At 61.8% G+C, this 26870-nt stretch carries 30 protein-coding genes; 9 read left to right on the forward strand and 21 right to left on the reverse strand.

The genetic code is table 11. From position 1 onward, the window contains the following. Positions 1–25: 25 nt before the first annotated feature. Complete coding sequence (locus QOV41_RS13970) at positions 26–2047, forward strand: lytic transglycosylase domain-containing protein (protein ID WP_284577353.1); 2022 nt, start codon at positions 26–28, stop codon at positions 2045–2047. A 60-nt stretch (positions 2048–2107) separates the two neighbouring features. Beyond that, complete coding sequence (locus QOV41_RS13975; protein WP_284577354.1) at positions 2108–3037, forward strand: alpha/beta hydrolase; 930 nt, start codon at positions 2108–2110, stop codon at positions 3035–3037. A 4-nt stretch (positions 3038–3041) separates the two neighbouring features. Here the strand turns inward: QOV41_RS13975 and QOV41_RS13980 are convergent, their stop codons facing one another. The 6 genes from QOV41_RS13980 to QOV41_RS14005 form a co-directional block, all read right to left on the reverse strand. Next, positions 3042–4034 carry an OmpA family protein gene (locus QOV41_RS13980; protein WP_284577356.1) on the reverse strand — a complete coding sequence of 331 codons (993 nt, stop codon included), beginning with the start codon at positions 4032–4034 and terminating at the stop codon, positions 3042–3044. 271 nt (positions 4035–4305) lie between these two features. Then, positions 4306–4641, reverse strand: coding sequence for a hypothetical protein (locus QOV41_RS13985; RefSeq protein WP_284577357.1), 336 nt, complete (start codon positions 4639–4641; stop codon positions 4306–4308). A 320-nt stretch (positions 4642–4961) separates the two neighbouring features. Then, positions 4962–6362, reverse strand: a complete 1401-nt coding sequence (locus QOV41_RS13990) for a porin family protein (protein ID WP_284577359.1) — start codon at positions 6360–6362, stop codon at positions 4962–4964. Positions 6363–6825: 463 nt separating this feature from the next. Continuing rightward, positions 6826–7986: an N-acetylglucosamine-6-phosphate deacetylase gene (gene nagA / locus QOV41_RS13995; RefSeq protein WP_284577360.1), complete on the reverse strand. Its 1161-nt coding sequence runs from the start codon at positions 7984–7986 to the stop codon at positions 6826–6828. Next, positions 7983–8993 carry an SIS domain-containing protein gene (locus QOV41_RS14000; protein ID WP_284581335.1) on the reverse strand — a complete coding sequence of 337 codons (1011 nt, stop codon included), beginning with the start codon at positions 8991–8993 and terminating at the stop codon, positions 7983–7985. The genes nagA and QOV41_RS14000 overlap by 4 nt, the downstream gene beginning before the upstream one ends. Before the next feature lie 26 nt (positions 8994–9019). Continuing rightward, the gene (locus QOV41_RS14005; RefSeq protein WP_284577361.1) at positions 9020–9808 is read right to left on the reverse strand and encodes a GntR family transcriptional regulator; all 789 of its coding nucleotides are present in this window, start codon (positions 9806–9808) and stop codon (positions 9020–9022) included. 246 nt (positions 9809–10054) lie between these two features. Here QOV41_RS14005 and QOV41_RS14010 point away from each other — a divergent pair, with 246 nt between their 5' ends. Next, positions 10055–10957 (forward strand): N-acetylmuramic acid 6-phosphate etherase, encoded by a 903-nt coding sequence (locus QOV41_RS14010; protein ID WP_284577362.1) that lies wholly within the window; start codon positions 10055–10057, stop codon positions 10955–10957. A gap of 23 nt (positions 10958–10980) precedes the next feature. Here the strand turns inward: QOV41_RS14010 and QOV41_RS14015 are convergent, their stop codons facing one another. Then, positions 10981–13413, reverse strand: coding sequence for a glycoside hydrolase family 2 protein (locus QOV41_RS14015; protein WP_284577363.1), 2433 nt, complete (start codon positions 13411–13413; stop codon positions 10981–10983). A 132-nt stretch (positions 13414–13545) separates the two neighbouring features. On the opposite strand from QOV41_RS14015, the gene QOV41_RS14020 reads away from it, so the two are divergent. Together QOV41_RS14020 and QOV41_RS14025 are read left to right on the forward strand one after the other, a co-directional pair. Continuing rightward, positions 13546–14022, forward strand: a complete 477-nt coding sequence (locus QOV41_RS14020) for an SRPBCC family protein (RefSeq protein WP_284577364.1) — start codon at positions 13546–13548, stop codon at positions 14020–14022. An 88-nt stretch (positions 14023–14110) separates the two neighbouring features. Then, positions 14111–14311 (forward strand): DUF2934 domain-containing protein, encoded by a 201-nt coding sequence (locus QOV41_RS14025; RefSeq protein ID WP_284577365.1) that lies wholly within the window; start codon positions 14111–14113, stop codon positions 14309–14311. A 104-nt stretch (positions 14312–14415) separates the two neighbouring features. Here the strand turns inward: QOV41_RS14025 and QOV41_RS14030 are convergent, their stop codons facing one another. Then, positions 14416–14859 carry a DUF1236 domain-containing protein gene (locus QOV41_RS14030; protein ID WP_284577366.1) on the reverse strand — a complete coding sequence of 148 codons (444 nt, stop codon included), beginning with the start codon at positions 14857–14859 and terminating at the stop codon, positions 14416–14418. 330 nt (positions 14860–15189) lie between these two features. On the opposite strand from QOV41_RS14030, the gene QOV41_RS14035 reads away from it, so the two are divergent. Continuing rightward, complete coding sequence (locus QOV41_RS14035; RefSeq protein ID WP_284577367.1) at positions 15190–15522, forward strand: DUF1236 domain-containing protein; 333 nt, start codon at positions 15190–15192, stop codon at positions 15520–15522. On the opposite strand, the gene QOV41_RS14040 is transcribed toward QOV41_RS14035, so the two are convergent. The 6 genes from QOV41_RS14040 to QOV41_RS14065 form a co-directional block, all read right to left on the reverse strand. Continuing rightward, positions 15519–16889 carry an ATP-binding protein gene (locus QOV41_RS14040; protein WP_284577368.1) on the reverse strand — a complete coding sequence of 457 codons (1371 nt, stop codon included), beginning with the start codon at positions 16887–16889 and terminating at the stop codon, positions 15519–15521. The two genes, QOV41_RS14035 and QOV41_RS14040, sit on opposite strands and share 4 nt — an antisense overlap. Next, positions 16886–17548 carry a response regulator transcription factor gene (locus QOV41_RS14045; protein WP_284577369.1) on the reverse strand — a complete coding sequence of 221 codons (663 nt, stop codon included), beginning with the start codon at positions 17546–17548 and terminating at the stop codon, positions 16886–16888. Before QOV41_RS14045 ends, QOV41_RS14040 begins: the two co-directional genes overlap by 4 nt. Next, the gene (locus tag QOV41_RS14050) at positions 17549–18145 is read right to left on the reverse strand and encodes a PepSY domain-containing protein (RefSeq protein ID WP_284577370.1); all 597 of its coding nucleotides are present in this window, start codon (positions 18143–18145) and stop codon (positions 17549–17551) included. Positions 18146–18396: 251 nt separating this feature from the next. Beyond that, positions 18397–19647, reverse strand: a complete 1251-nt coding sequence (locus QOV41_RS14055; RefSeq protein ID WP_284577371.1) for a nutrient deprivation-induced protein — start codon at positions 19645–19647, stop codon at positions 18397–18399. Next, the gene (locus QOV41_RS14060; protein WP_284577372.1) at positions 19647–20063 is read right to left on the reverse strand and encodes a phage holin family protein; all 417 of its coding nucleotides are present in this window, start codon (positions 20061–20063) and stop codon (positions 19647–19649) included. The genes QOV41_RS14055 and QOV41_RS14060 overlap by 1 nt, the downstream gene beginning before the upstream one ends. After that, positions 20050–20736: a hypothetical protein gene (locus QOV41_RS14065; protein ID WP_284577373.1), complete on the reverse strand. Its 687-nt coding sequence runs from the start codon at positions 20734–20736 to the stop codon at positions 20050–20052. The genes QOV41_RS14060 and QOV41_RS14065 overlap by 14 nt, the downstream gene beginning before the upstream one ends. A gap of 273 nt (positions 20737–21009) precedes the next feature. On the opposite strand from QOV41_RS14065, the gene QOV41_RS14070 reads away from it, so the two are divergent. Beyond that, positions 21010–22161, forward strand: a complete 1152-nt coding sequence (locus QOV41_RS14070) for a GGDEF domain-containing protein (protein ID WP_284577374.1) — start codon at positions 21010–21012, stop codon at positions 22159–22161. A gap of 3 nt (positions 22162–22164) precedes the next feature. On the opposite strand, the gene QOV41_RS14075 is transcribed toward QOV41_RS14070, so the two are convergent. Next, positions 22165–22662 carry an SH3 domain-containing protein gene (locus QOV41_RS14075; protein WP_284577375.1) on the reverse strand — a complete coding sequence of 166 codons (498 nt, stop codon included), beginning with the start codon at positions 22660–22662 and terminating at the stop codon, positions 22165–22167. A gap of 131 nt (positions 22663–22793) precedes the next feature. On the opposite strand from QOV41_RS14075, the gene QOV41_RS14080 reads away from it, so the two are divergent. Continuing rightward, on the forward strand, positions 22794–23513 hold the full coding sequence (locus QOV41_RS14080; RefSeq protein WP_284577376.1) for a class I SAM-dependent methyltransferase: 720 nt from the start codon (positions 22794–22796) through the stop codon (positions 23511–23513). Positions 23514–23516: 3 nt separating this feature from the next. On the opposite strand, the gene QOV41_RS14085 is transcribed toward QOV41_RS14080, so the two are convergent. Beyond that, a complete protein-coding gene (locus tag QOV41_RS14085) occupies positions 23517–24395 on the reverse strand; it encodes an alpha/beta hydrolase family protein (protein ID WP_284577377.1) in 879 nt (292 codons plus the stop codon). A 92-nt stretch (positions 24396–24487) separates the two neighbouring features. On the opposite strand from QOV41_RS14085, the gene QOV41_RS14090 reads away from it, so the two are divergent. Next, positions 24488–24718 (forward strand): hypothetical protein, encoded by a 231-nt coding sequence (locus QOV41_RS14090; RefSeq protein ID WP_284577378.1) that lies wholly within the window; start codon positions 24488–24490, stop codon positions 24716–24718. Between the two features lie 4 nt (positions 24719–24722). On the opposite strand, the gene QOV41_RS14095 is transcribed toward QOV41_RS14090, so the two are convergent. The 5 genes from QOV41_RS14095 to QOV41_RS14115 all read right to left on the reverse strand — a co-directional run bounded on the left by QOV41_RS14095 (position 24723) and on the right by QOV41_RS14115 (position 26860). Beyond that, positions 24723–24878, reverse strand: a complete 156-nt coding sequence (locus QOV41_RS14095) for a hypothetical protein (protein WP_284577379.1) — start codon at positions 24876–24878, stop codon at positions 24723–24725. A gap of 1 nt (position 24879) precedes the next feature. Continuing rightward, a complete protein-coding gene (locus tag QOV41_RS14100; protein WP_284577380.1) occupies positions 24880–25050 on the reverse strand; it encodes a hypothetical protein in 171 nt (56 codons plus the stop codon). Between the two features lie 62 nt (positions 25051–25112). Next, positions 25113–25628 (reverse strand): HD domain-containing protein, encoded by a 516-nt coding sequence (locus tag QOV41_RS14105; protein WP_284577381.1) that lies wholly within the window; start codon positions 25626–25628, stop codon positions 25113–25115. Position 25629: 1 nt separating this feature from the next. Further along, on the reverse strand, positions 25630–26466 hold the full coding sequence (locus tag QOV41_RS14110) for a DUF1206 domain-containing protein (protein WP_284577382.1): 837 nt from the start codon (positions 26464–26466) through the stop codon (positions 25630–25632). Between the two features lie 28 nt (positions 26467–26494). Then, positions 26495–26860, reverse strand: coding sequence for a hypothetical protein (locus tag QOV41_RS14115; protein WP_284577383.1), 366 nt, complete (start codon positions 26858–26860; stop codon positions 26495–26497). Positions 26861–26870 lie beyond the last annotated feature (10 nt).

Consider the following 26870-nt stretch of genomic DNA (forward strand, 5'->3'; position numbering starts at 1 on the left):
GGTGCGCGTACCAGTAGGACAGCAGATGAGAAAAGCCCTTTTGACCGGCATAATGACCCTGACTTTGGGAGCGGGTGGCTTTGCTGTCTACCCTCTGGTGTCTGCAACAGAACCGGTCGACACGGTGGTGACGGGTTCGGTTCGCTCGACGGCACCGATCGCCAGGAAGAGTGAAAAGGGATCAGCTGCTTTCCGAGCGGCTCTAGGCGAACTGGCCGATGGCAACGCTGTCGAGGCGTTCAAAGCCGCTGCGGCACTGCCCAATGCGGTGGAGCGGCGAACGATCCAGTGGGCGGCAATCTACTTCAACGCTGGCAAGATCGATTACCATGCAGCGGCAGCTCTGGCGGAAGAGGCGCCAGAATTTGCGGCTTCCTCCACATTCCAGACGCGGCTGGAGCAGTCGTTGACCCGCGCCAAGCTGACCGACGCGGAACTGCTGGAGCTCTACCCGGCAGCTGCGCCCAGTACGATGACAGCGCAGATCGACCTGGCGCAGGCGCTTCTGCGCGCCGGAGAGACCAAACGCGCAACCGAGCTGGCGCAGAGCCTTTGGACCGAGAACTTCCTGACCCGCGAGCAAGAAGCAGAGGTGCTAGCAACTCTGGGCTCGCTGCTCGATAAGGACGACCACTGGGCGCGAGCCATGCGCCTGATGATGCATGATCGCGCCAAGGGAAGCGAGCGGCTGCTGGGCTTTTTCGATGAGGCGCAGAAATCGCTGGTGGTGGCTCGGGCAGCAGTGTCGCGCAATGACGCCGATGCAAAGGCGCGCCTTGATGCGGTGCACCCCAGCATGCAGACCAATCCCGTCTTCATATTCTCCCGGGCCCAGCGCGCCCGGCAGTTCGAGCTTTGGGAGAGCGCGGTCGAATGGCTCAACAAGGCGCCCGCCGAGGTTCCTGAAGCGGGTGAATGGTGGGACGAGCGGGAGGTTTTGGCGCGTCAGCTGCTGGCCTTGGGAGACACCCAACTTGCCTTCGAGGCCGCTGCCGGGCAGACCAACGGGCCGGCAGGGCCATTGGTCCAGGCGAAGTTCTATGCCGGCTGGATCGCCCTGACCTTCCTCGACGATGGGCAAGCGGCACGGGAACAGTTCGCGGCAATGACCGCGCACGCGACGCTGCCTGACTCCATTAGCCAGGCCAATTATTGGCTGGCCCGTGCTGAACTGCGGCTGGGCAATGAGGCGGCGGCGCACGCAGCACTCAAGCGCGCGGCAGAGCACCGAACAGTGTTTTACGGCCAGCTAGCGCGTGCCGAGCTTGGTGAACCGCTCGAAGTGCGCAATTTGCCCAATGCGCGGGATATCACGACGCTTTTCGAACAGAAGCCGCTCGTGCGCGCGGTTCGACTGCTTGCGGCCAATGGCGAGTGGCGCATGGCGGTGCCCCTGTTGCGGCAACTCGGCTTTGGCGCCGACCAGCCTGGCGAATTGTTGTTGGCGGCTGAACTCGCGCGGGAAATTGGCGCCTATCAGCTCTCGATCGCTATCGCCGCACAGGCCGACCAGAAGGGCCATGCGCTCGACCTGCTGAGCTTCCCCGAAGGCGAATGGGCGGACGAGGTGAAGCTGGCAGCTGACGAGGCGGCGGTGCATGCCGTAGTGCGGCAGGAGTCCATGTTCCAGGTGGATGCGGTTTCCCATGCAGGGGCGCGCGGCCTGATGCAGTTGATGCCGGGCACTGCCAAAGACGTGGCGCGTGACCTGGGGCTGGATTACTCGCCGTCTCGCCTGGTGAGCGATCCCGCTTACAATACCCTGCTTGGCTCCACCTATCTTGCCACGCAGCTGGAGCGCTATGACGGCTCGTTGCTGCTTGCCGCAGCGGCATACAACGCCGGGCCGGGTAACGCCAACAAGTGGATCAAGGCATATGGCGATCCCCGCACGGCTCGTGTCGATCCGGTGGTTTGGGTGGAACTGATCCCGTTTTCGGAAACACGAACTTATGTGAAGCGCGTGCTCGGCAACTATTTGGTTTATCGGGAGCGGCTTGGGGCTGAACCGATCACCCAGCAGCAGGCCTTGCGCAGCATTCGCTAGATACACTGCCTTGCGGCCATGCGATGGGTGCCGCTAGAAAGCGACATCCGGGAGTAGTCCATGCCGCGCGCCAGAACCGTACCCGCCGATCACCCCGCCTTTGCTGCGCTGCCCGTGAGCCATATTGCTCTTGGCTCCGGGCTGCGGGTCGCGGTGCATGTTGCCGGGCAGTTCTCGAGCCAGGTCCTGCCGGTTGTTTGTCTACCCGGCTATCAGCGCAACATGAGCGACTTTGCCGAGTTTACATCGGCGCTGCGCCGCACCAGTGGGGGAGATCGCCCGGTGGTGCTGATCGATCTTCCCGGTCGCGGGCGTTCCGATGATCGTCCTCGTGGCGACTATAGTTCGTTGGCCGATGCGCGTGACGTGGCCAGCGTGCTGGCGGCGCTCGGGATTGAGCAGGTGGTGATCTTGGGGCAAGGCCATGGTGGTCAGGTCGCAATGGCGCTGGCGGCGGACCATCCGCTGCTTATCGCCGGTACGGTTCTTCTGGATTCGGGTCCAGTTACAGATTCTCGCGGCATCGTGCGGCTGCGCAACAATCTTTCGCATGTGGAGGGTCTGCGCGGCCCCAAGCTCGTACAAGGCGATTTTCGGCGGGTGCTGGCCGGCGACTATCCCGGCTTGCCGGTTGAGCGGCTCGACGCGTTGATGGGGCGAACACACTATCTCGACAAGCGCGGCCGGGCGCGACCGCTCTACGACAAGCGGCTCATGGCGGCGCTTGCCAGCATAAATTTTGACGATGTGCTCGCGGCGCAGTGGCCCTTCTACGATGCGCTGACCTGTGCCCCCCTGCTGCTGATGCGGACGCAATTGACCGACCAGCTGCGGCGAGAAACCTACGACGAAATGGTGCGCCGCCGCCCAGATGCGGCTGCGACAACGATCCCCGGACAAGGGTCCCCTGCCCTGTTTGATCAGCGAGAGCACATCGAGGCCGTCGCACATTTCATTGCCGGGCTGCCGCCCCTGCGGCGTGCTGCCTAGCGGCTCACGCCTCCTCGTCGGGAATGGTCACCACGATGCGCCGGTTGAGCCGCTTCCCTGCTTCGGTCTCATTGTCGGCCACGGGCTGCGTTTCGCCGTTACCGACGGCATAGAGGCGCTGCGGTTCGATGCCGCGGGCAACAAGGCCGGCAACAACAGCTTCGGCGCGAGCAACCGAGAGGGCAAGGTTCTTGCGGTCATCGCCGGCGGCATCGGTATGACCTTCAATGTAGACCGCGGAGGCGGTGCAGTTCTTCAGGTCGGCCGCCAATTCGTCCAACGCCAGTTCAGAACTTGGGGTAACGGCTGCGGAGCCAGACCGGAAGAGAATGGCGTTGCGGGAGGAGAATTCTTCTAGCGCCGATCGGCACTCTCCAGAATTGGAGAGTGGAATTTCGGAAGCTGCGGTGACTTGCACAAGTTCCGCAGCAACGCTTTCGGCGGCAGGGAGGAGGCCACTCTCGACGGCTGCAGCAGCTTCTTTCGGCAGAGAGATCTCGGCACGCACCAGAACCACACCTGGTGGGACGCCGGCGTCCAGCAGCTCCTGCAATGCCTGGTGGTCGGCGGGCGAGCGCGCCATGCCGGTGATAGAAATGACGTTCTCGCGGAGGGCAAAACGACCTTCGCTTAGATAATCAAGAACACCAAGACCGAAGGTGGTTGCGCTTTGATAGACAGCCGGTTCACCGCTGCCGAGTTGCAGCCAGTGGATATCGGCACCCTCTCGTTCGGCGAACGCCCGGCGGATTGCCTCGCTCGGTGCATAGCCATCGAACACAATGACGCCAGCGGGTTGGCGAGTTGCGCTCATCCAATAATCTTCTACCCGCAGCGCTTCGAAGGTGACAAAGGAACTGCTGTGGGTGAGTTCTGCTGGAGGCGTGGTGTCGGTTGCTTGCCCGAAAGCGGGGGACTGCATCAGCAGTGCCAAGTTGATCCCCCCCATGACTGTCGCGATGGTCAATCCGCGTTTTGATCCTGCCGACGGCTTCATGCTTGCTCCAGCGTCGATGACTGCCGATCGAATCTAGATGAAAAAAGGGTGATTCACGACCGGGTGTGAGCAGCCATGGAGTCGCAGCAACGCCGCTCTCAACCGCTAGCGATCATCCGAGGGCGATGCAAAAAACGAGTGGAGCGAAGGAGGAAGGGTGCTGCCGAGCAGCACTCGGACGGGTTGGCAAGCTTGAGTGATAGCAGGCGGGAGTTACAAACGGAAAAGGCCCGGCAGTGCCGGGCCTCCTGCATATCGATACAGGCCGTGCTTAGTTCGTAAGCGAGTCGGCGCCGCTATCGTCGGCATCAACGGTGCCATCAATCGCGCCATCGCCGATGCCGGTGAATTCGCCGTCCTCGCATTCATCAACGGGGATCTGGCCGTCATCGAGGTCGCCGCCGTCCATATCGTCATCACCCTCGTCCACCAGGGACTCGCCCGTGGGAGTGGCAACCCCGCTCTCGGTCTCGACGCCTTCGGTGTTGATGGGGCAACCCTCGACGACGGGTTCGAGGAGAGTGGTGGCATCCTGAGCAAGAGCTACGCTCGACATCCCGAGCGAGAGAGCGGCAGCAGTTGCAAGTGCAAAAATAGAAGACTTCATGGTTTTGATCTCCACGCTGTTTGAGCCAGTAGCGGCTTGATCAGGAAACGTTACGCTCCGGATTTCGATCCCATAAAATTTCCTGGAACCGAAGCACGTCTCCGGGGTTACGCGCAGTCGGCGCATTGGTCAGCGGTCCTCATTCTGTCCCGGGCTGGCACTGCTGGACAGATTTGTTAGCGGAGAGCTTACCGCAAGCACCCTGAGCGCGACATCATCAACTTCTAAGTCCTCTGCAGCCCAGCTGTGCCTAAGAAATAGCGCTCAAAGAAAAGGCCCAGCGTGAGCTGGGCCTTCCATAAGTGGTCGTGATCCGAGGATTACTCGAACGACTTGGCAGCCTTGAAGGTAACCTTGTAGGCTTCGGTGCTGAACACTTCGCCCTTGAGCGAGGAGGTGAAACCACCGCCAGGAGCCCAAGCGAGTTCGGCAGCGCCGTAGTACACGGTGTCGTCGATACCAGTGGTGGAGGTGTCGTCAGCGGTGATGGCGTCAACGCCGTCGCCGAAGTAGGCACCGACTTCACCGGTCAGCTTGATGGTCTCGGTGACCGCAGCAACAGCCTGGAGGGCAACCTGGGTCGTGTCGAGATCATAGAGGTCGTCGTAGAAGTAACGAGCGCCAAGGTTGATCGCAACGCCTTCGGTGACCGCAACGCCGACCGAACCGCCGACGCCGTAATCGGTGTAATCGCCAAGGGCGCCGTCTTCGACATTGGCAACTTCACCCGAAAGAGCGATCTTGAAGAGGTCGAAGGTGGCTTCGGCGCTGACCAGTGCGTTGAGGACGTCGATGTCAGCGAAGTTACGATCTTCCCAGTAGCCAACAGCGCCACGGACCTTGAACACGTCAAAGGTACCGCTTGCGCCAGCATGCACGAACCAGGATTCGACGTCGCCGTCGAGAATACCCAGGGCAGCACCGGTGACGTGTGCAGTTACGCCCGCACCAGCGTAGCTTACCACGCCGACAAGCGTGCCATGACGAGAAGTGTTAGCAACTTCAGCAGAATCGAAGGTGCTATCGCCGTTCAGGTTCTCAAGACCAACACCGACGCTAACGCCGTTGCCAAGGTCCGAGACAACCTGGATCACGTGACCACCAAGATAGGTGGTGTCGCCGTCAACAAGAATACCCTTGCCGTCGATAGCATCGGAGTTGAACAGGCCGAGGAAGTTGAAAGGTTCGTCATCGGACAGGTTAGCGATCGAGCCCTTGCGGCCAGCCATGATTACAGTGGCGTCACCGATCGAAACATAAGCTTCGTCGATCTGAACGCCATCGAACTTGCCGTCGTTGTCGGGAGTTGAAACGTCCACACCTGCTGCGGTCACCGTGTTGTTCACGCGCGTGATGTCGGTTTCTTTCAGCTTGATCACGGCGCTGGCAGGACCGAAGTCGCTCGGTGCAGTACCAACGAACTTCAACCAAGCTTCGACCTTGGTCGCCCAGTCGGCATCGCCATCGTTCACGGGAACCTTGCGAGTACCATCGAATGTCCGCGCAACAGCGTCTTCGGTGCGGTAGTCGCCCCAGATGAATTCGTAGGAAACGCCACCGGTGATCTGCAGGCAGTTGGTGTCGGACGACAGGGTCAGGCCCGAAAGACCGAGGGTATCGCAGACGTCAAGCGACGTCAGAACGCCGAGATCGGCAGCATAGCCTGCGGTCGAAAGACCAGCAGCGGCAACAGAACCGAGGATAAGGCTCTTGAGTTTCATTAGTTGACCTCCAAAGTCAGTCATTTTGTGCCGGTTACCCAGCGGCTTGTCGAAACGCGACCACACTATCGTGGTGCAGTGTGTTGCCGTCGCGCTGCGACCGACAAACGATCCCATGCATGGATTCGCAAGACCCACTCTACGCATCGGGAAAAGCGGCGCAATTGGGCAGAAGGGGTTTCGGCGCTGCCACAATGTGGTTGCGAAGTGGCTGTTGCAGATTCAGCACAGATTTGGAAACGACCTGTTAAGAATAGTTAATGAAGCCTTAATAGGGCTGCCGAAGAGGCGGCTTCCAAGGGGCTTTCGTGCTGGTGCATGCGTAAAGTAGTGGCTTTGTCGGCCCCGCATCCAAGCCGGCAAGGCCGAACTCGGCTGGGTAGAATTGTGGAGAGATTTCGGCAGTCTGATGTTCGGGCGCCCGGCACTGGGGAGCAGTTTCCGACTCTGGCGGACAGATCCACTAGTTGGTTGACCAGACCTTTTTGCCATTGATCCAGGTGGTTCGAACTTCTCGTCCGGGAGAAAGCTGGACGAAGTTGGCCCGAGCGCCGGGGCGGAGGTGTCCGTGTTGCGCGTCAATGCCGAGCGCGCGCGACGGAACAAGGGACGCCATATTGAGAGCCGTCTCTAGGGGCAACCCCATGTGAGAGTGCATGAACTCGACAGCATCGATCATGTCGAGATCGGCGCCGGCGAGGGTACCGTCTGCGAGGCGCAGGGCCCCGTCGGCGCGGGTGATGGTGCGACCGTTGAGGGTCAGTTCAGCAATGTCGGTGCCGGTCTGCGACATGGAATCGGTAACGAGGAAAATGTGTTCGGCGCCTTTGGCGGCAAGTGCGACCTGGATGCTGGCGGGGTGGACGTGAATGCCGTCGGCGATGAGACCCGCATAGATGGTGGGGTGAGCAAGGGTAGCGCCGACGACGCCGGGCTCACGGCTGCCCAGTTGGCTCATGGCATTGAAGAGGTGCGTGGTCATGGTGGCGCCGGCTTCGAAGGCAGCGCTGGCAGTGGCGTGAGTGGCGTCGGAGTGGCCGAGGCTGACGATGATCCCAGCGCCGGCTAACGCGCTGATTTGCTGTGAATCTACGGTTTCGGAGGCGACGGTGCAGAGCAGGTTGGGAAGCACCTGGCGGGCGGCGACGAGGCGGTCGAGGTCGGCATCGGTCATCGGGCGGATGAGGGCGGGGTCGTGTGTGCCCTTGCGGGGTAGCGAGAGATGCGGGCCTTCCAAGTGGAGTCCGAGAAAACCCGGAAGTGCTTGTTCTGCTGCAGCTTTCCCCGCGGCGATGGCGGCGGTGTTGATCTCGACGGAGTCGGTAATCAGGGTCGGCAGGAGCGCCGTGGTGCCGAACTGGGCATGGGCGGCGATGATGGTGCGGATGGCCGAGAGGCTGGGATCGTTATTGAACAGGACCCCGCCACCACCGTTGACCTGGAGGTCGACGAAGCCCGGCGCCACAAAGCCACCTTCGAGATGAACGGTTTCCGACCGCGCCGGCACCGCATCTGAATGCACAATCGCGGCGACATGGCCGAACTCGATGAGCAGAGCAGCATTGTCATGCCACTCGAACCCATCAAAGATGCGCGGGGCGACAACCGCCAGCAGATCACTCATACGGTTTCGGTGACCTTTTTCAGCATTGGGGGCTCGTCGGGGTTGAGACCGCGATGGCGCGCCAGGGCTTCGACAAAGCCATAGAAGGAGACGACCAGCGCCAGCGGATCGGTGAGCGGATGGCCGGTTGCGGCAAAGGGGAGCTTGCGCGCATCGCCTGATATATCGCTGGTAAGGAAGGCGAGTGCCCCCTGCCCGGCGAGGTTGTGAGCCATGCCGGCAACCGACCATTCGGCGGCGTCGCGAGCAGCAAGCCCGAGGACGGGGTAACCGGGCGTGACGATGGAAACGGGACCGTGCATGACCTCGGCGGAGCTGTAGGCCTCCCCTTGGATGCCGCAAGTCTCCTTGAACTTGAGGGCCGCCTCATTGGCGATGGCCCAGGCGGGACCGCGACCGAGCACATAAAGCGCTTTCTGCCCGTCGAGAGCCGTGACCATGTCGGACCAGTCGCAGGCGACTGCCTGGCTGAGAGATTGGGGGAGATTGTCGACAGCCTCGCCCAAGGCCGTGTCGCCACTCCAGCGCGCCAGGAGGGCCAAGCCGGCAACGACGGAACTGGCGAAGGTCTTGGTCGCAGCGACGCTCTTTTCCACGCCCGCGTGCAGATCAACGGTGAACTCGGCCGTCTCAGCCAGCGGCGAGCCAGCGGTGTTGGTGATGGCGATGGTGGTGGCGCCGGAGCGGCGGGCGGACTGGGCCATGCCCACGATATCGGGCGACTTGCCGGATTGGGAGATCGCGATAGTGGCGGCGCGGTCGAGCTTGAGATCCTTGCCATATATGGAGGCGATGGAAGGGCCGACCGAAGCGACCGGCAGGCCAAGCGTCAGCTCGATAGCGTATTTGAGATAGGAGGAGGCGTGATCCGACGAACCGCGGGCCACGGTAGTGACGAGCAGGGGATCGCGTTCGCGTAGCGCGGCAGCGGCTTGGTCCAGCACTGGTCCTGAATTCTGCAGAAAGCGCGCGACGGCCGCGGGGATTTCCTCGACCTCGCGACGCATATGCGTGGTGGCGGTGGTGGGCAAAGTCACTGTTTGCTGGCTCCGTTTATGTGTGTATCGCCAAGGCGCAGCTCGGCCACGAAATCATAGGTGTCGCCACGGTAGATCGAGCGGGTGAATTCGATCACGCGCCCCGAGGCAAGATAAGATGTGCGTTCGATGTGAAGCCCGGCGGCACCGACCGGCACTTGCAGCAGCTGGGCGTTCTCTTCATCGAGATTGGCGGCTCGAATGCGCTGGATGGCGCGCACCGGCCGGCTGCCGGCCTTGTCCAAATGCCTGTAAAGTGAATCGGTTACGGACTCAGGATCAGGCAAGACGCGAGACGAGAGGCTGGCCCGCTCGATGGCCAGCGGCACGTCGCCGGTGAGCCGAAGGCGGGCGATGCGGGCGACCTGCTCGCCCGGCGAGAGGGCGAGAATAATCGTTTCTTCGGGTGAAGGCAGATAGAGGCCGCGATCCAGCCAGTCGGCGCGAACGGCCATGCCGCGGCGCGCCATATCCTCGGTGAAGGAGGTTAGTTGGGAGAGCGACTGCTCGACGCGCTGGGTCTGCGGCGCAACGAAGGTGCCCGAGCCGTGGCGCTGCACCAGCACCCCATCCTTGACCAATTGCAGCACCGCCTTACGGACGGTGACGCGCGACACATCGACCTTCTGCGCCAAATCGCGTTCGGACGGCAGCGCATCGCCGGGATTGATATCGCCGCGGTGGATGGCGTCCTCAATCCAACGCTTAAGCTGCAGATAAAGCGGTCCACCAGGCGGCAGCGCAACGGGGCCATCAGCAAAGAAGGCGTTGGACAACTCTGCCACCGTCACTGTTCCCCCACCATGTTTGCCCCGACGTGTAGTATTCCGAATTCCTCCGCCCGTGTTCAGGCGGCGCGGCGGTATAATACCAATAAAATACCATTCACCAAGCCCCCGCCCGCAAATTTCTATGCCGTCAGGCAGTGGTGAGAGGGCTGGAGCAGGAGAAGGGGCTTAGGCGTACTTACTCCTGAATGCGGCTGGACAAGTGGTATGTTTTTGGCATTATCCGCGCCGATCGGAGTTCCCATGAGCCAACGCCAAACCGAACTGAGCCATCCGCGCGCCCAAGGCATCGACACCCTGCCTGCCGAAGAGGCCCTGATGATCCTGGCAGAGGGCCAAGCCGAGGCTGCACTGGCGGCGCAAAAGGCCGTGCCGGAAATTGCCAGGGGCGCCAAGCTGGCTGCCGACGCAATCCAGGTGGGTGGGCGGCTGATCTATGCGGCGGCGGGCAGTTCGGGGCTGATGGCTCTAGCAGATGCGCTGGAACTGCCGGGCACCTTTGGAATCGCCCGCGAGCAGGTGGTGGTTCTATTCGCCGGCGGTGCGGCTGCGCTAACTCATCTTGAAGGTGGCCCGGAAGATGATGCCGAGGCGGCCCGCAAGGAAGTCGAAGATTTGGGCGTAGGTGCAGGAGACTGCCTCATCGGCGTTACGGCGAGCGGCAGTACCCCCTACCCGCTGGCTGCAGTTCAGGCAGCGCGCGCTGCGGGAGCGGCGACGATCGGCATCGCCAACAATGAAGGGGCAACGCTGTTCGAGCATGTGGATGTTGCCATCTGCCTGCCGACGCCGGCCGAGGTGATCGCCGGGTCCACCCGGATGGGCGCGGGAACGGCCCAGAAGATCGCGCTCAATATGCTCTCCACCCAAATGGCGATGCTGCTGGGCCATGTGCATGACGGCATGATGGTCAATGTCGTTGCCGACAACATCAAGCTGCGTGATCGTGCCAAGCGGATGGTGGCAGCGATCAGCGGGACTGACGAAGCCACCGCCGAGCGGGCGCTGGAAGCCACGGATGGTGCGATCAAGCCGGCGGTGCTGATCGCAGCAGGCGCCCCTGGCTCGGATGAAGCGCAGCGGCTGCTCGAGGAGAGCGAAGGGCATCTGCGCCCGGCCCTGGAGCGATTGTCGCCCATAGCCTAGCGCTGCGGCGCCTGCCCTTCACATCATCCTTGCACGAGATCGTTGGCGCACCGGAAGACCGGCTTGCTGCTCAAAATCTCGGCGGTCAGCGGCACTGGACTGGTCACCAAAAAGCTACGCGTTTCACCTGGCAGGAGAGTGACCAGCATGTCGTCGATTTCAGCATCGGGGTGAGTGCGGTCAACGAACAGGCAGAGGTCCTTGAGAAGGGTTCGCGCCCTCAGGGTGACGCGCCACTGTTGACCTTCCCCCTCCACGTCGATTTCTACCTTGGGCTTGGGCAGGTCGAGCGCGATGTCTTCGGCGAAGTAGTGGTACGCAGTGCTATCATGCATGGTGGCGATGAGAAGCTCGCGGGCGGGATCGCCAGGCGTCGCCACAGCAGCAGGAATGGCTAGGGAGCCGATGTCGAGCCGATCGGCGCAGAGCCGCCAATGGGTCCATTCAGCCAAGACCGTGCCGTCGAAGCGTAGGCGCTTGATGGTCACCGGACCACGCCAGAACAGCGTCCGCTCATTGGCGGCGAAGAGGTACAGTTCCTCGCCGCGCGGCTGAATGGTGAGAAGGTGGGGGGCATAGACGGCGCGCATGGCGTACCAGAGCGGCTTGAGACGTCCGTAGCCATCGATGGCTGACCAGGAGGTCACCGGCCAGCAATCGTTCAGCTGCCAGACGATGGCACCCATATTGACGGGTCGATGCGAGCGCATGTGCTCGACGGCAAGGCGAATGGCCCGGGCCTGGTTGAGCTGAGTGGCGAAGTGCCAGTCGTCCATGGATTGGGGGGATGGCAGGTGCCCCGCGAGGCCACGCAGGAGCTTGCCATTGCCGATGGTCGCCTTCTGGTGGTGCCAGACACCGGGAGATGTTGGCGTCATCGGCTGATCATGCACGGACTGGCTGAGCGTCGCCCAGGTGGGCGGGGCCTGCCAACCGAACTCCGAGGCAAAGCGCGGGATACTTCCCCTATAGTGCTCGTACCCAATGTCGTTCCACACGTCCCAGATATGGGTGCAGCCATGGGCGGGATTATTGGGATGAATATCCATGCTGCCCGAATAAGGACTGCCTGCCCAATAGGGGCGCGTGGGGTCGAGTTCAGCGACGAGACGCGGCAGGAGGTCAAGATAGTAGCCGAGCCCCCAGGTGCGCCCCTCGAGCGCGGCCTGCCAGCCCCAATCCACCCAGCCCCAGATGTTCTCGTTGTTGCCATTCCAGAGCACGAGCGCGGGATGCGGCATCAGCCGGACGATGTTGTCGCGCGCCTCGGCTTCGATCTCGGCGGGAAGATCGCCTTCCTCCGGATAGGCGGCACAGGCAAAGAGGAAATCCTGCCAGACCAGCATGCCAGCTTCATTGCAGGCCTCGTAGAAGGCGTCGGTCTCGTAGATGCCGCCGCCCCAAACGCGGAGCAGATTGATGTTGGCGCGCTTGGCCTGATCGACGCGGGCGCGGTAGCGATCGGGCGTGACGCGCGGGAGAAAACAATCGTCGGGGATCCAATTGGCGCCGCAGACATAGACGGGAACGTCGTTGACCACGATGGTGAAGGCGGTGCCGTGCGCGTCACTGCCGGTGTCCAGCCGCACCGATCGGAAGCCGATGCGGCGGGACCAGGTGTCGAGCACTTCCTCGCCTCGCAGCAGTTCGACGGTCAAATCATAAAGAGGCTGGCCGCCAAGGCCATGCGGCCACCACAGCTGGGGTTCGGGAACGAGAAGATCGAACGAGGCCAAGCCCTCGACCGGTAACTCACTGGTTACGCCAGCGACAGTGCCGCGGAGGACGGCTCCGGGGGTGCCACCTACAATTTCGGCACTGATGCGCACATGACCATCGGCACCGTGAACTGTGATCTCTGGCCGAACGGAGGCAAGGCGGGCCTCGCTCCAGCTTTCAAGGGTAATGGATTGCCAGATACCGGCAGTGACGAGAGTGGGGCCCCAGTCCCAACCGAAATTGCAAGCCATCTTGCGCATGAGATTGGCGGGGCCCGGATAATTGTTGGGGCGCGGCTCGTATTGGCTGGCGAGCTGTTCGCCACGGGTCCAGGCAGATTCAAAGAGGATCGAAAGCGTGTTCTCGCCCTCCCGCAGCAGCGCGGAGACGTCGAACCGGAAGGTCCGGTTCATGTTGGCGGTTTCGCCGATGAGGGTGCCATTGAGCGAAAGGCGCGCGAAGGTGTCGAGCCCCGGGCAGACGAGGTCCACCTGCCCTGCCCCGTTGTCGTGCCAATCGAAAGCCAGGTCGTAGCGCCAGTCACAACGGCCCACCCAATCCACGGCGATTTCGTTGAGGTCGAGATAGGGATCGGGGATGAGCCGGGCCGCGAGCAGGTCGGTGTGCACCGTGCCCGGCACCGTGGCGGGAATAGCATCGGGCAGTTCGGGGGCGCCCACTGGTCGAGCGCAGGTCAGGGTCCAGTCGGTTTCGAGCACGCGCCGCGTCAGGGTCATCTTGGCCTCGCCTTGGTTCTGGGCTTCCATACATGGAGCGGGGGCCAGGATCGAAGATTTCTTTCGCCCTCATGTCGAAGACCGGTTGCCTCCGTCGTCGCCTGTGTGAAGCTCAATGCAAAGGAGAGAAAGATGAGTCTTCCTACCCAAGACACTGAACGCGATCTGGTTTTGGTCCGGGTGCTGGATGCGCCGCGCGACAAGATCTTCCGCTGCTGGACCGAGCCGGGACTTATCAAGCAGTGGTTCACGCCCAAGCCCTGGACCACGCCGAAGGCCGAAGTGGACCTAAGGCCCGGTGGGCGGAACGTCATCACCATGGCCGATGAAAACGGGACCGAGTTCCCCAATCCCGGGCAGTATCTGGAGATTGTGCCCAACGAGAAGCTCGTTTTTACCGACGCCTATGTCGGGGATTGGGAGCCTTCCGAGAAACCGTTCTTCACAGGCATCCTGCTGTTCGAGGACGCCGGTGAGGGCAAGACGAAATATACGGCGGTCGCGCGGCATTGGACTGTGGAAGATACCGAGAACCACAAGAAGATGGGTTTCCATGAGGGTTGGGGTATTTGCGCCGATCAGCTCGAGGCGCTCGCAAAGACGCTCTGAGGCGAGCAACTCCGTCGCCCTCCTGCCGTTACACTCGCATGGCTCGACGCCAGCCGGCGTCAGCCTCATACGGCATGAGGAGGATGAGATGGACCGCACGCACGAGGACAAGATTCGCGACCGCGCCTACGCGCTTTGGGAGAGGGATGGCTCGCCCGAGGGCAAGCACGAGGAGTATTGGCACCGCGCGGAGCGGGAACTTGCCGAAGAAGATGGGGTGGACACCTCCGAAGAGAACTCGACCGTCTCCCCCATTCCGCTGGTGCCTGGCAGCGTGCCGATGGGCTAATCTAGTACCGCGTTATGCCGGTGGCTGAAGCACAGAAGGGGGGACCATGTGATCAGCCCGATCTTCATTAGCAGCCCGGGCTATGCGCCCGGGCTTGTGTCGGGTTACTGCTCCACGGCCACAACGGTGCCGGGCGAATAGACTACGGAGCGGTCGGACAGGTCCACGAACCAGAGACGATCTTCGGTGTAAAAATAGCCGAAGTTCTCATCGCCTTCGATGGGATGAATGGTGATAGTTTCTGGCAGAACGTAGCCGACCTCCAATTCACCTTCTACGGTGATCGGATCGATGGGGTTGAGGCGGGCATATTCCACCGACGAGGCTTCGACGCCAGCCTGCGCACCAAGGGTGGCGCCGGTAAAGCCGCCGATCACCGCGCCAATCGGCCCAAAGATCAGACCGCCAACAACGGCACCGGTAGCACCACCAGCGGCGCCGCCCACGGCAGCGCCAGCATCGGTATCGGCGTTTGTGGTGGTCTGCGCGAGGACTGGGGCGGCTGCAAGAGACAGCGCCGCGACCGAAGCAAGAAGCATGTTCTTCATTCTTAATCTCCTGTGTAGGACTCCACTTGGAATTGACGCCCCAAGAACACGTAGTGTTGGTGTTTGTTCCCGCGCCATGAAAATGAACCAGTTGCGCCGTTTTTACGCCATTCCGAGAAGATGAACCACATCGTTACTTAATGGTCAGGATATGTACTTTGGATTCACTGGATCATTCGGAACCGTAATCTTCTCCGGCGAGTTCACACCACGCTCCAAGGCTTCGTGGCGCCAGCCTCGCTGGCTAGGTGCAGTGGTGAACCCGAACAACCAAGTGCTACCGTGCCCTGGTCGCACGCGATTCTTGGTTCAGCAGCAAGGAGGGTACGCATGGCCCTGCAACGATCGATTGCCGTTCTCTTGCTTGCTCTCGTGATGGGACCGGCGCTCGCCCAGACGAACCCGCAGGAGATGTCAGTCGAACAGCAAGGCCGGCTCCGTGCTGCAATCACGGCGGCGCAGTCGGGGCCGATCGTGGATGTCGACTTCGCTGTCACCCCGGGCGCGCAGGTGCCCGACCACGTCTCGTTGCAACCGCTACCAGCCGAGATCACTGAGATTGCTCCCGAGCTTGCCGGGCAAAGCTTCTTCCTTTTGCCCGATGGGCGAATTGCAGTGGTGGCTCCGCAATCGCGGGAGATAATCCGGGTCTTCTCGCTTTAGGCAGCAGATCCCGCGGCGTTCGCCAGGGGTAGCGAGAGGCGCACGCGCAGTCCCCCGACCTCGGCACGATGATAGCTGATCGTGCCGCCGTTGATCTCCAGTATCTCAGCAGCCATGGCGAGCCCTAGTCCGGTTCCAGGCTTGCTCTCATCAAGCCGGCGCCCCCGCACGCCCAGTTGCGCCAGATCGGACTCTGCAATGCCGGGCCCGTCATCTTCAATGCTGAGCACGGCGGCCTCTCCTTCTTGGCTGCCATAGACCAAAACGCGCGAGTTCGCCCATTTCGCAGCGTTCTCAAGGAGGATGCCGACAAGCTCAAGGAGATCCTGCCGGTGCAAGTCCACCGTGCAGTCGTCTCCCAGCTGAGCAACCCAATGCAGCCCCTCGCCGCGTCCGGTCTTTTTCAACACGGTCAACGTCCGCAGTACGGCAGCGTTGAGCGAGGAGCGCGCAGCGTGAGAGGTGGTGCGCAGGCGAAGCGACGCTAGCCGCAATTGGTGGTCGATGCGCTCGGACATTTCCGTAGACAGGCTTTCGATCATCTCGGCGTCATGCGGGCTACCACTCTCGCGCAAACGATCTGCAACGCCATGCAGCGCCGCCAGTGGCGTCTTGAGCCCATGAGCAAGATCTGCCGCCCGCGACCGCGCCTTTTCCATGGCCGCATCCCTCGCAGTCAGCAATTGGTTGACTTCCTCGACCAATGGCGACAACTCGGTCGGGTGATTGCCAGCGAGCCGTTCAGCGTCACCCCGGCGCACGGATTCTATCGCCCGACGAAGTGTCTTGATTGGTGCCAATCCCAGGAGAACCTGCAGCCAAGCAGCCACTAGCAGTAGGCCCCCGAGCAGGAGCAAGAGGCGTGTGGTATCCTGCTGGAAACTGGCGATTGCCTCGTCGATGGCGCGGTGATCCTCTCCGATGGTAACGAGGAAAGAGCGGGGGCCATTGGCACCTTCGAGTTCGATCCGCCGCGTCAAGGCGAGCAAGTTCTGCTCGCCCGGCCCAACTTCATGGTGCAGGAGCTCGCCTTGGGCTTCGGGGGACGGCGTCTGCAGCACAAAATCCCACAGGGAGCGCGAGCGGGTGATCTCGCCATTGTCCATCGCTTCGATCTGCCAGTAGCGGCCACTGAAGGGGGTGGAATAAAGTGGATCGGGGAGCGGCGCGCTGATGGCCGGAACGGGGTTCTCCGGCATCAAGACGGCAGCGAGCCGGCTCACCGCAGCCGACATTCCCACCTGAGCCGCGCGCTCGATGTTCACTGTGAAGAGATGCTGCAGTACGCCCGCTGCGACGATCAGCGAAATGACGACCCAGACCAGCGCAAGACCAAGCATGCGCAGGCGCAGGGATCGAAGGATCATGCATCTTCTCCCAGCACATAGCCGAAGCCACGCCGGGTTCTTATCACCTCTTGCCCGAGACGCTTCCGGACACGACCGACCAGCACCTCGACAGCGTTGGAGTCGCGTTCATAGTCCTGGTTGTAGATGTGCTCGGTGATCTCCAGTTGCGACACCACCCGTCCACGCTGGTGCACCAGATAGGCGACCAGTTTGTATTCTTGCGGCGTGAGATCGATTGGTGCGCCATCAAGAAAAACCTGCATTTTGCCCGTGTCGAGCATGTAGCGGCCGAAGGGCACACGGGAGGACGCCAAGCCGCTGGCCCGGCGAACCAGTGAGCGCACGCGAGCGACGATTTCCATGATGTGGAACGGCTTCACCACGTAGTCGTCGGCGCCTGCTTCGATACCGTCGACGCGCTCCTCCCACTGCCCGCGGGCCGTGAGGATCAGGACCGGCGTGGTTTTTCCGGCGGCGCGCCAGCGCTTGAGAATGGTAAGACCATCCATTTGTGGTAGGCCGAGGTCCAGGATGATCGCATCAAAGGCCTCGGAGTCGCCGCGAAACCAGACACTCTCCCCTTCGCTTTCCCGCTCGACGGCGAAACCCGCGCGGGAGAGCGCATTGGTCAGCGTTTCGGCGATACGGTCGTCGTCTTCGGCAACTAGCACCCGCACTCAGCGCACCTCCAGATGGGCGCCGGTTCGCGCCAGATAATATTCAGTTTGCACCCGACCTGCGGGGGTCAGCACCTTGACCGCATAGAGAAGAAAGCCCTTCACGCGGATCAGTTCGGCGTCGATCAGACTGCCGCCTTCGGTCCGCGCCTCCAGATCGGGAAGCAAGGTTTCAAGCGGCACGGCAATGCCCGACCGGACTGCTTCAAGCGCCGCACGCTCTGTACTGCTGCCAATGCTCGACCCGCTTCCGGGATTGCTCGAGGCAGGACTTCCATTGGAGCTCGGCTTGCCTGTACTACCGACCCCGGCACCTCCAGGGCTGTTGCCGGAGCTACTGCCACCTCCGGCGTCGCCGCTATTGCCAGGGCTGCTACCGCCTCCGGTATTGCCACTGTTGCCGGGACTGCTGCCGCCGCCGGCATTGCCACTATTGCCGGGGCCGCTGCCACCGCCACTGTTTTCAGCGCTGCCGGACTCGCTGCCGCTATTCCCGTTGCCTCCGCCGTTGCCATTTCCCTGCGCCCCAGCGGGCGCACTCAGGAAGGCAGTCAAAAAAATGATGGTGAGGAGCGGTCGGGCGAACATGGTGATCATTCTAGTGCTGCAAAGCTGACGGAAGCCTGACAAGTTTCATCACAGCCCCCTCACAGCAAGTCTGTTAGCGTGCTGACGTTGACTCCAAGGTCCCATGCTGCGTCACAGCTTTGGAGCGTCGGCCCTAAGGCACCAGCAGATGCCGCCCCGCACTGCTGGTGCCTTTTCTTCTGCGCGATCCAACAGTTTCAATACGCAAAAAGGGAAGGCAGTTGCCCGCCTTCCCTCTTTGCGATCAGCTTACGCGGTATTTAGAACCGGGTCGGCCCCGGGGTCGAGCTGCCGGTCGTCCCCGCATTGTTGCGTGGGGAGGTTGAGCTGCCCAGATCGTTGGGCTTGGTGGTCGCGCTCGAGCTGGCTTTGTTTGCGGCCTCGTTTCCAGCTTCGGATGCCTTGGACGCAGCGTTGGTCGCCTTGTCCTTGGTGTCCTCATAGAGCGAGGATGCACGCTCCTTGGCCTCATCGTGAAGCTCGGATACCTTCTCACGACCCTTTTCATAGGCTTGCGCGGCCTGTGAGGCAGCTTCGCCCTTGAGGCTATCGGCAGCGTCGCCCATCAGCTCGTCTTCCTGACGAGTATGCGGCAAGGCAGCACCGATGGCAGCGCCCGCAGCAAAGGCCAGAGCTCCAGCGATCAGCGGCTGCTCGCGCATCTGATGCATCAGCTCGCTGTTGAGCTGTCCAGCCCGCTCGCCAGCATAGGCGGCGCCCCCACCAATAGCGCTACGAGCACCGGAGGCACCATCGCTAATGGCATGACGTGCACCAGCAGCGCGTTCGCCGATGGCATTACGCGCTCCGGCAACACGGCGACCCATGGAGCGGCGACGCGAGTTCAGGTTGTCGCCAGCGCCCTGCATCTTCTCGCGGGCCATCTGCCATGTGTGCGATGCCCACTCCAGAGCCTCATCGAGCACGTTGCCCGCTTCGTCGCGGAACGTATTGACCTGCTGCCCGGCGGAGTCAGTGAAACCGCGGAACCTGTTGCCCGCCTCGTCCATGAAGTGACCGGCGCGCTTGCCCATCTTGTCGGATTCGGCCTTGTACTTGCGGCCAGCATCATCGGTGAATTCGCTGAACGTCCGGCCGCGATCGTCAGACGAGCTCCCTACACGCTGCAGGCTGGTGCCCGAGATGGTTGCGACGGGGTACTCAACCTCATCATAATCATAGTCGTCCATGTCATCGTAATCGTCGACATAGTCGACGTCGTATTCTTCATAGACTTCAACAGTTCGGGTGCGGCGGGGTGGCTTCGCCATCAACCAGGCCAAGCTCACACCCAGAAGCGCGAGCGGGATTGGATTGGCAGTTGCGGTACGCTGCAGATTGCCGACGAACTCGCCGCTACTGCCCTTGGCGAAGCTGAGAACCTCGTCGAAGATGTCTCCGGGAGACAAGCGCCCCTGGATTGCATCAATCTTGTTTTCCACACGTCCGCGCTGAGCCTCGACTTCGCGCTGTAGCTCGGCCGCACTTTTGTTATCGGAATCATAGGCCATTAGATTCTCTCCTTTACGACGTCAGCATCACGCGCCAGGGAGCTGGTCGTGCGATCCAGCGTCAGATTGCTGGTCTTGAGGTTACTGCGGCCCTTGGCAATCATCGCCCAGGCAATAATGCCGACCACAACGGCCACGATGAAGGCTGCGAGGGTGGTCGCGAACACTTCTTCCATGCCTTGCGCGACAAGGAAGGACGCGAGCAGCGTAACGATGGCACTGAGCAGCACGCCCAGGGCACCAAGCCCCAGGACGGCACCGGCCATAATCATCTCCACCCCACCAAGCGTCTGAGACACCTTCTCGGATGCCTCAGCCTTGGCCAGTTGGATCTCCTTGCGGAAAAGCCCGGAAATATCGGACGCTAACCCGCTGATCAGCTCCGGAAGGGAGCGGGTATCATTAGTGTCGGCCATTGGTGGAGCTCCCCGAGGTGTAGGAAGTTGCGCCGCCGCTGGTGGAGCTGGTGCCCGCGCCATAGGAGGTACCGGCAGAATAGGTCGAACCGGTTGACCCAGACGGCGTGCTTACCGTCGACCCTCGGGTCGTGCCATAGCTGGTGCCCGCACTATAGGTGGAGGCGGTGGAACGAGGACCCGTAACGTCACGGCGGTGCGACGAAGACATGGCGAAGCGGCTGGCAGCGAAACCGGCGAGAGCCGCGATACCCAGGAATGCCAGCGGCTGACGACGACCGAAATCTTGCGCCATTTCCATGAGGTCTGCCGCGTCGCGATCGCGCACATTGCTAGAGACACGGCTAAGGCTGCCGGCGACTTCCCGTGTGTAGCGGGCGATGGTGGGCTGATCTTCAAGCTGATCGGCGACCTTGTTCATGGCCGAAGCGACGCCGTCGATCTGGCCGGCGGCAAGGTCCTTCTGGTCGTTGGCGAAGGACTTAGCCTTTTCGCCAACGGCACCGACTTGATCCATGGCCTGATCTTTGAGTTCGTTGACGTCCTTGGCCGCCTGGCGACGAACTTCGTCCATGTCGCGCTGAGCGGTCTCCTTGACCTTGTTGAGGTCTTCCTTCACCCGCTGTTCGGGGGCCTGGTTGCTCGTGGTGTTATTCGGATCTTGGATGCTCATGATCCTGCTCCTTGGTTGAGGGGGACCGTCCTCGCCGTACCGCCCTCCGGCCGGCGTTTCATATCATCACAATGGGCGTGAGGACCTTCCGTTCCCCCGGAGCTTGGGATTCCGGGATGCTCATGATGTGCTCGCTGGTCGCCGAGCGTAGTGGCTACTTCGAATGCTATCAGCGATCAGCGATGAATATTTACGTTCGGGTCACTCTACTGGGCTAAGGACAGAGATATGTTTAGCTTTGCCGCCTAGGATGCCGTTGCGTAGGGGATTGGCATGCCGTTCGACTATCGATCACTGCTGGTAGCGATTATCTTCAGTGGCGGCGCCATGAGCCTTACGCTGGTTTCAGCCTGGCTGACGGCGCGCCAGGACAGGTTCCTGATGACCTGGGCCGCGGGCATGATGGTGCTGGTGGCAGCAACCATTACGTTCGCTGCATATGATGAGACCGGGCTTTTATGGATCGGCGCTCTGGCTTTCATGCTGCTGCCGAGCGGGTGCGCGATTGTGTGGGGTGCATCTCGGCAATTCCGGTCTCTTGCTTATCCTATGTGGCACGTGCTGGCGCTGTGCGGGACTTCCGCAGCACTAATGAGCGGCACGTTCGCCTTTGGTGTTACGGGGGTCGGAATCATCTCGTCCAATGTCTTGGCGGGTGCGCTACTCGCAATGACTGGTCTTGCATTCTGGTCGTCCAGGGCAGAGTCGCCGGCACTGATGTCATCCCTTTTTGGGCTTTATCTGGTCTCGGGTGCGTCCTTCGTGCTGTGCGGCGTCGCGCTCCTCTCTCAGCAACAGTTCGTCGTCCAAGGAATGCCGGACAACTGGGCGGAGGATCTAAACGCGCTGGTGTCGATCATCGGGATCACCGGCATCGGCGCGATCTCGGTGGCGCTGAACCATTCAAGGTTGGCGTTGCGACACCAGTCCGAGGCGCGCACGGACAATCTCACAGGCCTCACCAATCGGCGCTCTCTTTTCGAGATACATAACATTCTGCCCCCGCGCACTGCGGTCATCCTTTTCGACCTCGACGACTTCAAGGCGATCAACGACAGTTTCGGGCATGCGGCAGGCGATACCATGCTGCAAGCATTCGCGCAGTGCATCCGGGAGACGATGCCGCCACACTCCACTGCTGCCCGCATAGGAGGGGAGGAATTCGCGATTGTCATGGAGGATATGGACGGGCCGGCTGCCATGTTCGTTGCAGACAGTCTCCGGCTCGTGTTCGGCGCATCGACCATTCGCATCCCGTCCGGCTCCATTCGGGGCACGGTCAGCGCCGGAGTGGCGAATTCTGGTGACCTTCCCAGCACCCTCGACGAGGTGCTGCGGCGAGCAGATGACGCGCTTTATGCCGCCAAGCGTCAGGGCCGCAACCGCGTGAACCTTGAGGCGCCTCGGCTGGTGGCTATCGGCTGAGGGCTACTGGCCGCTCAGATAGCTGCGGTTGACCCAACCTTGCCAGCCATCTGCCCGGACTTTCTGCCAGCCATTCGTGGCGTAGGGCAGGAAAGCAATGCCGCATTGCCGTGGACCAAGCCCGGTCAGGATGCGGGATTTCGGCGAGGGATAGGCACGCAAGTTCAGCACGTCGTTGCGAGCCACACCGGTGACGCAATACATGGCGGGCGAAACCATCGAGAGATAGTGGCGGTGGGCCCAGCCGGCATTGTGGCCGTCTTCAACCGGACACCAATCTCCTTTGCAAGAGCCGGTGATCATCACACCGCAGTCGCCGTAATTCTTGCGGGCGACGATACGGGATTGCGCGCTGGGCCCGCGGCGGAGGTTGAGGACGTCGTCCGTTCGAACATTGACAACGCAGTGCTCCTCACCGGGCACCACCGGATCAGCAATGACCGACGTAGAGCCGAAGAGGCTGCCGCCGAGCAGCAGAAGTGCGGCCAGTATCTGTCTCATGGAATTCCGCATGATCCTCACTCCCTTAAATTAGTATTGCAAGGTATGAAGAGCAATCTGAACGGCAGATGAAGGAGCGGTTGCCACCTTGCCGTTTGCTTGAAGGCGCTACCAGGGACGAGGCAACTTGCATGAGCCACGCGCTCTACCCGGCGAGTTTTTATGAGAGTCGGCGCGAGCACACGCGCCACGCTGCAGACCGGATCCTGAACGCGCTTCCGCGTCGCATGCCGCGCCGGAGCCTCGCCGATATTGGCTGCGGAACGGGCACATGGCTAGCGGCGGCGTTGGCTAATGGGGCCGGCCGGGCAATCGGGTTCGAGGGCGACTGGGTGCGTCCCGACATGCTGGACGATGCCAAGATCGAGTTTACCGCCGTCGACTTGGAGCAGCCCCTCGCCGGACCTGCGGTTGACCTTGTGCTTTCTCTGGAAGTGGCGGAACACCTCTCCGAGGAGCGTGCCCCCAGTTACGTCGCCGATCTCGCCGCCATGGGCTCGGCAGTGCTGTTCAGTGCTGCCATACCCGGGCAAGGCGGCGTAGGGCATCGCAACGAACAATGGCAGAGCTGGTGGGCTCACCTGTTCGCGGCGCATGAGCTACTCGCCTTTGACATCATTCGTCCGCAGATTTGGAGTGACGAGCAGATACCCGCCTGGTACCGCCAGAACTTGGTGTTGTACCTAAGGCAGGACATCGGGCGGAACCTGTTGCTGACGCCCACCGCGCCCCAACTGCTGGATAAGGTTCACCCGGCCTTTTGGGAGCGTGCCAACCGAGAGTTGCGTTATGCCGGTGCCCTGCCCGAGTCTGAAGTCTTGCGTCGGCATCCGGTTCAGAAGCAGCAGTGATCGCTAAAGGTGCTCGCGCAAGAAGGCGAGCATGGCTTGACGCATACGCGGTGTCTCCTCGTGCCCGACACCCGGCTCCGAGATGAGTTGCAGGTTAGCAGGTGCAGATGCATAGGCCGGGAGAAGCTCTTCCCAGGCACGACTGAATGCCTGGGGCGGCGTGAGGCGGTCGGCCTCACCGAGGCAGACCAGTTGTGGGCGAGGCGCAATGAGTGCGGCGATTGCCCCTGCATCGGCTTCTTCGAGAAGGCCGGGCACCACCATATAGATGCCATGGCCGTCATGGGCACCCAGTTCGATCATGGTGCGCTGGTCGGCAAAGCAACAGAGCTGGGCAACAGCTTTAATCCGGTTATCGAGGGCAGCGAGCCAATAGCTCAGCGTGCAGCCCATGGACATGCCGAAGGCGCCTAGCCGGCTGGCATCCACGTCCGGTCGCCCGGCAAGATAGCTAAGGGCAGCCGCCTGCTCGCACACCATCTGTCCGATGAGAGACTTGCCTCTCCACAAAAGCGCCTTTGCGGCTGCCGCCTCACTGGTGGACGAGCGCACACCGAACACAGGCATGTCGACGGCCAGTGTCACATAGCCGGCTCGCGCGAGAACGGGGCCGAGTGGCTCCTGCAGATACTCTCGACCGTCCAAAAGCTCCTGCGCGCCGATCTCGTACTTGCCCCCGTGAGAATGCGCATAGAGGATGGCCGGCAAAGGACCGGCGCTGCCAGTCGGACGCGTGAGTAGACCACGCGTATTCGCATCTCCGATCCGCAGAGTCAGGGTCTCGACGGCGTAATCGCCATGCTCGGCAATTGCAGTGCCGAGGACCGAGAAATCGGGCTCTTTGAAGTGCAGAAGCCCCGCCAGCCGGTGTCGCGTGACCATGGTCTGTGCCGTTCCCTCCAAACTAGCGCTGAATCACCGAAGTGATCATGTGGCCGGCTTGCGCGGTACGCCAGCCCGATTATAGAGGGACTATGAACCGGGCTCCCATTTCTCCCATGGACTTCAAGGTCACAGCCTCCGACTATGACCCGGTGGCGCAGCATCTCCATTTCACGGCCAGTGGAACGCGCGCGGGAGTGAAGTTCACGGTTGCCTCGCGCATCAAATGCCTCAAGGATCCGGTTACTCCTGAGAACATCCACCTGGTGGTCTTGCTCGCCCTCACCGATATCTTCCGTCGCCCCAGCGCCTCCGGCCGGTAGGGAGTTACGGCTTCTTCTTGTTGTTCGGATCGAGCGCGTCGTGATTGCCTGGCTTGCCCAAGGGCGCCTTCTTTTTATCCCGCTGCTCCTGGTCCGGCTTGCCGGCTGCGGTGGCGCCAGCATCAATAACCTTCTCAGGGTCCTTGCGATCGTCAGCCATGTCATGGTCCTCCCGCGATGGAACCTGCGACCACCATCACCAGTTCGTCGATGTCGATTTCGCCATTCACCGAGAAACGGTCACCCTGCCGGTCGACCTTGAGAGCCTGCGGCCTGGCTTCCGCCTGCCGGGTTAGCTCGGCAATGATCGCTTCGCGAATTTGTCTTTCCATTGAAATCACCTCTTCTGTTCAACTGGTGGAAGGCCAGAGCGTTCCCAAACCACGATGCTTGCCTAGCCCTGGGACGCTGCTTCGGCAGCGCGGCGCCAGAGCGTGCTGTCGCCCTCCTTAAGCACCTCGAGGAGCGCAATTTTCTCGCGCTTGTAGACGCGCCAAAAGCTGGGATCGTATTTGGCGGTAGTGCGGGTGTTGTCGATGAGATCGGCAAGCTTGATGGTCTTGGCAGCCGGGGTAGCCTTTGCAGTATGCAGCAGGTCAAGATGCTTGCGCTTGCGCCGGTTGCCATCAGCGGGGCCCGAGACGTCAGTCAGCCAGTCCACGAGTTCGCCCACTTCTCGACCAAACTCGTTGAGGATTTCTTCGATCGTGACCGGCGTATCCTCAACGACGTCGTGCAGCAAAGCCGCCGCAATCATCGGCCCTTCGTGAGGAACCGTCCGCACGATTTCGGCCACAGCTATGGGATGCACGATGTATGGCTCGCCGGTATACTTCCGACGCTGATTGATAGAGCCGTGAGCTGCAGCCGCAAAGGCAAGCGCCCTTCGTTCAAGGCTCGCTGCATCCATGCTAGCTCACCAGGTTTGCGGCCGCGCTTTTGACCTTTGCGACTCGCGGGACAGCCATCGTGCGGTATCGTGCCTCGACGAAGCTGTAGATGCCGAAGGCGATCAGCCCCAGGGCCGCCAAGCCATAGAGGAAACGCCCAAAAGGAAGCTGGTGCACCCAGTCCAAAGCCTCGGCAGTACCGCCGGCCTGTTGGCCGCTGATGGTGATGGCACCGTAGAGCAAAAAACCTCCGGTGATCGCCAGTAAAACGCCACGAGCGGAAAGGCCAAAGGCGCACACCAGATGGAGCTTGTGCTCGTGATCTGCCGGAAGCTGTACGCGCTTTTGGTATTGGGCGGCCACGCCGCGCCATACCTGCACAAGTCCGACCCCGATTACGACGAGGCCAACGAGCCCGAGCATCCAGCGGCCAAAGGGTTGCTGGAGAAGCCAGGAGGCCATGCCGTCCCGTCCGCCGCCGCCCTGACCGCCCCCAGAGCTGCCCACCCCAAGCGCCAGCCGCACAGCAACGAAGACCAAAAAACCATTTGCGACAGCGCTGGCGAAGTTGCCGGCACGCGCGGCATAGCCTTTCGCGTCGTCGTCGTGATGGTCGGCATTGAGCAAGGCTTCCGCCAGGCGCCACATAACGTGGCCGATCAGTCCGATTGCTACCAGCCCCAAGAGTATACGGCCGAATGGCTGGCGCAGAATAGTCGCCAGTGCGCCTTCCGAGTTCGCCTGCCCACCTCCCCCGCCCCAGAAGACGGAGCTTAGTGCGATATAACCGAGGACTAAATAGACCGCACCACGAGCGGCGTATCCACTGCGGGCGAGGAGTTCGAGCTTGTCGTTCATTGCCGTTCCTTTTTCGGCACAACGACACTTAAAGCGGCAGCGTTCCTGCGGAATTTGTAGATGATGCACGGGTCTCGCCCGGCGTTGCTGCTAACTGGTTGATGGCGGCCAAAAGCTCCCTCCTGAGACTGTCCATCTCCGTCAACGCCGTTTCGACCCCGGCTGCGAGTTCGTGGCTGGTGTCCGGCGTGGTAGCCGCGGCGTCGGCCAAGTCCTGCCGTTCCGCTTCGACCGCGGCCAGTGTGCGGCGCGCCACGTCGATGACGTCCGGCTGAGGGCGCCCGGTCTCGCGCGCTTCGCCAGTAGCGCGAATGATGGCAATCGGGTCATTGGACCAACTCGCCACCGATTGGCGAGCCAGGTCAAAACGGGTCGTGAGTTCGTCGAGGGTCAAGTCGCGCCTG

The organism is Devosia sp. RR2S18, assembly GCF_030177755.1.
GTDB lineage: Bacteria > Pseudomonadota > Alphaproteobacteria > Rhizobiales > Devosiaceae > Devosia > Devosia rhizosphaerae.